General features: G+C 68.8%; 8 protein-coding genes. All 8 read left to right on the forward strand.

Annotated elements, in window-relative coordinates; genetic code table 11:
* The first annotated feature begins 129 nt into the window (after positions 1-129).
* The 8 genes from D103_RS0105305 (at position 130) to D103_RS0105340 (ending at position 7,618) form a co-directional block, all read left to right on the forward strand.
* Positions 130-2,022 (forward strand): diguanylate cyclase, encoded by a 1,893-nt coding sequence (locus tag D103_RS0105305; RefSeq protein ID WP_155984757.1) that lies wholly within the window; start codon positions 130-132, stop codon positions 2,020-2,022.
* A gap of 92 nt (positions 2,023-2,114) precedes the next feature.
* The gene (locus D103_RS0105310; protein ID WP_018876049.1) at positions 2,115-2,903 is read left to right on the forward strand and encodes a VacJ family lipoprotein; all 789 of its coding nucleotides are present in this window, start codon (positions 2,115-2,117) and stop codon (positions 2,901-2,903) included.
* Positions 2,900-3,424 (forward strand): hypothetical protein, encoded by a 525-nt coding sequence (locus D103_RS0105315; RefSeq protein ID WP_018876050.1) that lies wholly within the window; start codon positions 2,900-2,902, stop codon positions 3,422-3,424. Before D103_RS0105310 ends, D103_RS0105315 begins: the two co-directional genes overlap by 4 nt.
* The gene (gene mpl, locus D103_RS0105320; protein ID WP_018876051.1) at positions 3,421-4,809 is read left to right on the forward strand and encodes a UDP-N-acetylmuramate:L-alanyl-gamma-D-glutamyl-meso-diaminopimelate ligase; all 1,389 of its coding nucleotides are present in this window, start codon (positions 3,421-3,423) and stop codon (positions 4,807-4,809) included. Before D103_RS0105315 ends, mpl begins: the two co-directional genes overlap by 4 nt.
* Positions 4,806-5,441, forward strand: coding sequence for a flavin prenyltransferase UbiX (locus D103_RS0105325; RefSeq protein WP_018876052.1), 636 nt, complete (start codon positions 4,806-4,808; stop codon positions 5,439-5,441). The genes mpl and D103_RS0105325 overlap by 4 nt, the downstream gene beginning before the upstream one ends.
* On the forward strand, positions 5,438-6,040 hold the full coding sequence (locus D103_RS0105330; RefSeq protein WP_018876053.1) for an LON peptidase substrate-binding domain-containing protein: 603 nt from the start codon (positions 5,438-5,440) through the stop codon (positions 6,038-6,040). Before D103_RS0105325 ends, D103_RS0105330 begins: the two co-directional genes overlap by 4 nt.
* Positions 6,041-6,096: 56 nt before the next feature.
* A complete protein-coding gene (trxA, locus tag D103_RS0105335) occupies positions 6,097-6,483 on the forward strand; it encodes a thioredoxin (RefSeq protein ID WP_018865831.1) in 387 nt (128 codons plus the stop codon).
* A gap of 193 nt (positions 6,484-6,676) precedes the next feature.
* Positions 6,677-7,618 carry an AEC family transporter gene (locus D103_RS0105340; protein WP_018876054.1) on the forward strand — a complete coding sequence of 314 codons (942 nt, stop codon included), beginning with the start codon at positions 6,677-6,679 and terminating at the stop codon, positions 7,616-7,618.
* Positions 7,619-8,039 lie beyond the last annotated feature (421 nt).

The raw sequence follows: 8,039 nt of genomic DNA on the forward strand, positions 1-8,039 counted from the left end.
ACGGCACCCGGTCGTCAGTACCTGCAACCCAGGAGCGCCCCGCGCAGGTGCTTCGGGGCCGGGTGGCTGGGGCTGGCGGGCCTGTTGCTGGCGGTCCTCGGCGGTCTCGTCCCGTTCGCGGCCGGGGCCATGGACGAGGGCGACCCCGCCGCCGAAGGGCAGCGCATGGTCCTGGGTGTGCTGGCCCACCGCGGCGACGACGTCGCCCGCAGTCGCTGGACGCCGTTTGTCGAATACCTGACAGAGCAGGTGGACGGCGCGAGCTTCGAGCTGGAACCTGTGGACAACGACGCGTTGCAGGCGGCGGTGGCGGAGGCGCGCTTCGACCTGATCCTGACCAACAGCGGTTCCTACGTGATGCTGGAACAGCAGCACGGGATCTCGCGGATCGCCACCATGCAGCCGCGCCAGGTGGGCCGTGACGAGGATCGCTTTGGGGCGGTCGTGATCGCGCGGGCTGACCGCGAAGACCTGGTGGAGCTGGACGACCTGCGCGGGCAGCGCCTGTCCGCCGTGCACCCGGATGCCTTCGGGGGCTGGTGGATGACCTGGCGCGAGTTGCAGGCGGCCGGTCTGGACGTCGAGGCGGATCTGGCGTCGCTGGTGTTTACCGGCTTCCCGGTCAGCCGCGGCCTGGACTGGGTGCTGCAGGGCGAGGTCGATGCCGCGACCTTCCGTACCGGTATCCTGGAGGATCTCGAGGCCCGAGGAGATCCGCGGGTCGATCAGGTCCGGGTGGTCGGCGAGCGCGCCTTCCCGTCGTTCGGCTATCGTTCCAGCACCCGCCTGTACCCCGAGTGGCCGCTGGCGATGCGCGGCGATCTGGATGCCGGCCTGGCCCACGCGATCCTGTTGGCGACCCTTTCCCTGGACGAGAGCCACCCGGTGAGCCGGGCGGCCGGGATCGGCGGCTGGGCCGCGCCCCGTTCCTACGAGGACGTGCACGGGCTGATGTACGAGCTGGGGGTGGGGCTGTACGCCCCGCAGCCCTTCGACATCCTGGCCTGGCTGCGCGCCCATCTACTGTGGCTGGTCTCGGCGCTGGCGGCGGTTGCGCTGCTGGCGCTGCTGTATGTCTCGCGGGTACATGCCCGGGTGCGCCGCTCCGGGCACAATCTGGAGCGCAGCCTGGAGGCGATTCCGGACGCGGTCATCACCCTGGATGCCCATGGCGGAATCGCCTACATCAACTCGGCCGCCCGCGAGCTGGCGGGGCTGAACCGCGATCAGGTGCTGGGTTGCTCCCTTGACCAGCTCCTCGACCTGCGCGAGCTGGGCAGCAATCGCCCGCTGTTGCCGGACAACGCCCGGGGCGAACGGCTCGACCAGGCCCTGGGAGAACGCTCGGATGCGCGCCTGGTCCGGCGCGACGGGCATGAACTGATCGTGCGCATCGCCCGCACGGCCCTGGATCCGGTCGCCGGCAGTTCGGTCCGTACCTTGCTGGTGCTGACGGACGTGTCCGAGGAGCGCCGGCTGGTCGACCGCCTGGTGCACGAGGCCAGCCACGATGGCCTGACCGGCCTGCTGAACCGGCGCGCCTTCGAGCGCGAACTGGAGATCGCGATGCACGCGGCCCGCGAGAATCGCGCGGTGGCCAGCCTGTTGCTGGTGGACCTCGACTACTTCAAGGAGGTCAACGACCGTCATGGACACCGCGTGGGCGACGACCTGCTGCGTCAGGTGGCCCATGTCCTGCGCCAGTTGACCCGCGGCCATGATGCCGTGGCGCGGATCGGGGGCGACGAATTTGCGATCATTGCCCGTGACACCAACGCCGAGTATGGGCGTATTCTTGGTCAGCGCATCTGCTCGGCCCTCGGTGACCGGCCGTTGCAGGTCGAAGCACGTGACGTCACCATTGGCGCATCGGTAGGCGTGGTCGAGCTGGGGCCCGATATCCCCGGCGTGGACGAGGCGTTCGTCGCCGCCGACCGGGCCTGCTACCACGCCAAGGATCAGGGTCGCGGCCAGGTCGGGCTCGCGCGCAAGGCGGATATCCATCCGATTGCCGGATCCTGAGGGCGATCCGGTACCGGCCTGCGCGGAACGGCTTCGTGCCGGCGCGGTCCCTGCGACACCGGTGCGGCGCCGGTTCGAAAGAAAGGAATTACATGTCCATTGTCTCCCGCTTGCGACCGGGCCTGCTGGCCCTGATGTTTCTTGGCCTGACCGGCTGCGCCACGGTGCCCAGCGAGGACCGTCACCCGGATGATCCCTGGGAGTCCTACAACCGCGCCGTGTTCGAGTTCAACCAGGACTTCGACGAGTCCCTGCTGCGGCCCGCGGCGGTACAGTACCGGCGTCTTCCGCAACCGGTACAGACCGGGGTTGGCAACTTCTTTTCCAATCTCAACGACTTCACGGTCCTGTTCAACAACCTGTTGCAGGGCAACCTGGAGAATGCCGCGTCGGACACTGGGCGCATCATGTTCAACACGACCTTCGGGCTGTTCGGACTGATCGACGTGGCGTCGCCAATGGGGCTGGACAAGAACAACGAGGACTTCGGCCAGACTCTGGGCGCCTGGGGCGTGGCCCGTGGCCCCTACCTGCAACTGCCCTTCCTCGGACCGAGCACGGCGCGGGATGCCCCGGCGCGGCTGGTGGATGGCTACACCAGCCCGCTCTATCACACTAACCTGCGCGACGATCACACGGGGTGGTGGATCGGCCTGATCGCGCTGGACGTGGTCGACATGCGCGCCGGTCTGATCTCCACCGAGCGCATGCTGGCGCAGTTGTCCGATGACCCCTATATCGCGATGCGCCAGGGCTACCTGCAGCGCCGCGACTTCCTGGTGCGGGGCGGCATGGGGGACGAAGAGGCCGGTGCCATGCTGGACGAGCTGGAAGAACTCGAGGCGCTGGAGGCCATGGAGGCCGAGGAGCAGGGGCGTTGAACGGTCTGACCCCGATGCTGAACATCCTGCGCCTGCACAGCGGGCCGCAGGACCTGCCGGCGGACAACGGCACGCTGATCTTCTGGGTCGGCATCGCGCTGATCGCCGGGATGGTGATCGGCATCCCGCTGTACGGCTTCGGCCAGGCGCTGGCGCTGAACGTGATGGACCTGGTGGTCCTGTACGCCTTTGTCGTCATCGTGCTCAATCTGCGCGGGGTGCCGGACCGCTGGCGCCAGACCTTTACCGCCATGGCAGGCACGGGCGCGGTGCTGGGGCTGTTGATGGCGCTGCTGATGCTGCTGGCGGGCGGCCCCGATCCGGCGCGCGAACCCGAGGACGTGGCCACCGGCGTCGTGCTCGGGATGCTGGTGCTCTTCGCCTGGCTGCTGCTGGTGTTCGGCCACATCCTGCAGCAGGCGCTGGGGCTGGGCATGCGACTGGTGGGTATGCTCATTGCGCTGGGCTACATCGTGATCTCCAGTGTGCTCACCCAGACCGCGATCGGGCTGTTCCAGTGAGCGCCGGGCACCTGCACATCCTGGGCATCGGCGGGACCTTCATGGGCGGGCTGGCCCAGCTCGCCCGGGCCCGTGGCTACACCGTCACCGGCTCCGACCAGAAGCTGTATCCGCCCATGAGTGACCAGCTGGCGCAGGCGGGGATCACCTGGCACGAGGGCCATGATCCGGACACGCTGCCCGACCGCGGCCTGGTGGTGGTCGGCAATGTGATGCGGCGGGGCATGCCCGTGGTCGAGGCGCTGCTGGAGCGCGGGATGGACTACACCTCGGGGCCGCAGTGGCTGGCCGAACACCTGCTGCGCGACCGCTGGGTGCTGGCGGTGGCCGGTACCCACGGCAAGACCACCACCGCCAGCCTGCTGGCCTGGATTCTGGAATACGCCGGCATGGCCCCGGGTTTTCTGATCGGCGGGGTGCCGGGCAATTTCGGGGTCAGCGCGCGCCTGGGGGATGCGCCGTTCTTCGTGATCGAGGCGGACGAGTACGACAGCGCCTTCTTCGACAAGCGCGCCAAGTTTGTCCACTACCGCCCGCGGACCCTGGTGCTGAACAATCTCGAATTCGATCACGCCGACATCTATCCGGATCTGGCTGCGATCGAGCGGCAGTTCCATCATCTGGTGCGCACCGTGCCGGGCCAGGGGCGCATCCTGCTGCCGGCCGGCGATGCCGCGCTGGAACGGGTGCTGGAGATGGGCTGCTGGACCCCGGTGGAGTACCTGAGCACCCATCCCGATTCGGGGGCGTCCGCCGCGCTGGCCGCGCGCCCGCTGAAGGCCGATGCATCGGAGTTCGAGTTGCTGGCGGATGGCGCCGTGATCGGGCGGGTCGCCTGGTCCATGAGCGGCCGGCACAACCTGGCCAATGCCCTGGCCGCCCTGGGCGCGGCGCGCCATGCCGGTGTGCCCCTGGCCGCCGGGATTGAAGCGCTTCCGGAGTTTCGGGGGGTGCGGCGGCGCCAGGAAGTCCGCGCCGAGATCGACGGCATCCGGGTGATCGACGACTTCGCCCATCACCCCACCGCGATCCGCCTGACCCTCGAGGGGCTGCGCGGACAGGTGGCCCCGGGCGGGCGCCTGGTGGCGATCCTCGAGCCGCGCTCCAATACCATGCGCATCGGGGTGCACGCGGAGGCCCTGGGCACCGCGCTGGAAAAGGCCGATGCGGTGCACCTGTACCATGCCCCGGAGATCGACTGGTCCACCGAGGGGCTGCAGCGGCAACTCGGCGAGCGGCTGGCCGTGGCGCGCGATATCGAGTCCCTGCTGCAGGGGATTCTTGCCACGGCGCGCGCCGGCGATACGCTGGTCATCATGAGCAACGGAGGCTTCGACGGGCTGCACCTGCGCCTGATCGAAGCCCTGCAGGGAACGCCCGCATGAGTGAACGCCCGCGCAGCATCTCTCTGGCCCTGACCGGTGCCTCCGGGGCCCCCTATGGCCTGCGCCTGCTGCAGTGTCTGGTGGAGTCCGGGGTTCAGGTGCATCTGATGCTGTCGAAGCCGGCCCAAGTCGTCCTCGGTCTGGAGACGGACCTGGACGTGCCGGGCCGTCCGGTGGAGATCGCGCGCTACTTCACCGAACTCTACGGCGCGGCCCCGGACCAGATCCACTGCTACGGGGCCGAGCAGTGGACCGCACCGGTGGCCAGCGGCTCCGCCGTCCCGGAGGCGATGGTGGTCTGCCCCTGTACCACGGCGACCGTATCGGCGATCGCGACCGGGGCCTCGCGCGGCCTGATCGAGCGCGCCGCCGACGTGGTACTCAAGGAGCGGCGGCTGCTGCTGCTGGTGGTGCGCGAGACCCCGTTCTCCGAGATCCATCTGGAAAACATGCTGCGTCTGGCGCGCATGGGCGCGGTGGTGATGCCGGCCAACCCGGCCTTCTATCACCGGCCCCAGTCCATCGACGACCTGATCGACTTCATGGTGGCCCGCGTGCTGGATCATCTTGCTGTCGAACATGCCCTGGTGCCGCGCTGGGGTGCGGCAACCCCGCCGGGAGAGGATGCATGACCACGCTGCCGCTGTTTCCGCTGAACACGGTGCTGTTCCCCGAGGGGTTGCTGCCGCTGCGCATCTTCGAGACCCGCTATCTCGACATGGTGCGCCGCTGCCTGCGCGACGATGGCCGCTTCGTGATCGTCGCGACGGAGCCCGCCCCGGAATCCGGGGCGCTCCCGGCCGAGACCGATCCCTCCGCGGGTTTCTACGGCGTGGGGACCGAGGCGGCCATCGTGGACTGGGATCAGCGGCCGGATGGCCTGCTGGGCATCCTGGTGAAGGGCGAGGGTCGCCGCGTGATCCACAACCCCCGCCGCGCCGAGGACGGCCTGTGGCTGGGCGAGGTGGAGTCGCTGCCGGAATACCCCGAGGTGAGCCTCCCGGTCGATTATGCCTCGCTGGCGGACCTGCTGGAGCGCCTGCTGGACCAGCTGGGGACACCCTGGTCCCACCTGGAACGGCGCTTTGACGACTCGACCTGGGTGGCCGCCCGCCTGACCGAGCTGCTGCCGATCGATCTCGAGATCAAGCAGCAGTTGCTGGAGGCCGACGACCCCATCGAACGCCTGGAGCGGCTGCGAGCGGCCATGCTCGCAGCATCGAAATCCTGAAAGCCGGCGGCGAGGCTGGTAAGGTTCCGGTACATTTTTAACCGGAGCCCGCCATCATGGCCGTTCAGGAACTCACGCAGGACAACTTCGAATCCACCATCACCGGGAACGACATCGTCATCCTGGACTTCTGGGCCCCGTGGTGCGGCCCGTGCCAGCAGTTCGCCCCGACCTTCGAAGAGGCCTCCGGCAAGCATTCCGACGTCGTCTTCGCCAAGGTGAACACCGACGAGGAGCAGGGCATCGCCGGCGCCTTCCAGATCCGTTCCATCCCGACCCTGATGATCTTCCGCGAGCAGATCATCGTGTTCTCGCAGCCGGGCGTGCTCTCCGCCGGCCAGCTGGACGAGGTTCTGGGCAAGGTCCGCGAGCTGGACATGGAACAGGTGCGCGCCGACGTCGAGCGCCAGCAGCAGGAACAGCAGCAGGCCGGCGGCGCGTAAACCGCCCCGGACGACTGTCTCCAGCGGGCCCTGGCCCGCAGGACCGAACCCGGCCGGGTGCCCGCCCCGCCGGGTTTTTTCGTGTGGGGCGTGTGCCGGCGCCGTAGAATGGGCGCTGACAGCCCCGACCCCGCCTTCAGGCGCGAAAGGATGCCTTCAACATGTCCCCGTCTCCCGAGGATGCCGGCCCCTCATGCTGAGCGTGATGACCCAGATGGGGGCGCTGATCGTCGCCGGCGTGGTGTGGCGCGCACTGCAGCCCGGCGGCCTGGACGCCGACAACACCCGCCGGGTCCTGACCACCCTGGTTTACTACCTGCTGCTGCCGGCGCTCGTCCTGCAGGTGCTGTGGGTCGCGCCGCTGGGCCTCGACTCCCTGCGGATCGCGCTGGTGGCGGGCCTTACGGTCCTGGCGATGGTCGGGGTCACGTTGCTGGCCTGCCGCGTGTGCATGGCCGAACGGGCTGCCATTGGCGCGATGCTGCTGGCGGCAGCCTGGCCCAATGCGACCTATCTGGGCCTGCCGGTACTCGACAGCCTGTTTGGCGACCCTGGGCGCGCGGTGGCAATCCAGTACGACCTGTTCGCCTGTCTGCCGCTGGTGCTGACCCTGGGGGTGCTGCTGGCGCGGCGCTACGGGGATCCCGAGGCCGTGCGCCTGTACGGGGGCGGCAGCCCGCTCCGGGCCCTGGCGGCGGTGCCGTCCATCTGGGCGGCGGTGGTCGGTGTGGTGCTGAATCTTGCCGGTGTCCCGCTGGTCGACTGGCTGGATGTCTTTCTCGGGTTTCTGGCCGACAGTGTGGCGCCCTTGATGCTGTTCTCGCTGGGGCTGGCGCTGGTGTTCAACCGCTTTCGCGGGCACGATGCCCGGCCGCTGGCGGTGGTGGCCGTGGTCCAGCTGGTCCTGGCTCCCGTCTTTGCCCTCGGGCTGGTGTTGTGGACGGGGCTCGAGGGGGTGCCCGGTGTCGGGTCGGTACTGGAGGCGGCGATGCCGGCGATGGTGCTGGGGCTGGTGTTCTGTGATCGCTTCCGGCTGGATACCGGGCTCTATGCGGCGGCGGTGACGTTGACGACGGCGCTGTCGCTGATCACCCTGCCGCTGTGGTTTGCCCTCGCCACCCATCTCATCGCCTGACCTTTGGGGCTTCCCCCGCCGTCTGGCTGTGGCTGGTCCTGGTTCGGCATCCGGTGTTTACGTGCCTCCGGTCCGCCGCATGCCTGGCGCTGACTCGCCAGCGCGCCCCGAGTGACTTCTTTGCTCGTGCAAAGAAGTCACCAAGAAACACGCCCGACTGCCGCGACCCCGGCCCGCTGTGCGGGCCGGGGTTTCCCTCGCTCCGAGGGTTTTCGCGGGCGGCGCTGAACTCGCTGCGCCTGCGGCTCCGCTCAGACATCCAGCGCCTTTTCCCCACGAAAACCCTCTCCACTCGGCGCGACGACAACGGGGGTTCAAGGTCAAGACAACAGCGATCCACAGGTTCGTGGTAATAGATGAAGGCTGGGTCTTCCGGCATCTGGGCACGCTCGGCCTTTGGCCGTTGCGTGCCGCGCCCGCG

Source organism: Thioalkalivibrio sp. ALE31 (assembly GCF_000377405.1).
Taxonomy (GTDB): domain Bacteria; phylum Pseudomonadota; class Gammaproteobacteria; order Ectothiorhodospirales; family Ectothiorhodospiraceae; genus Thioalkalivibrio.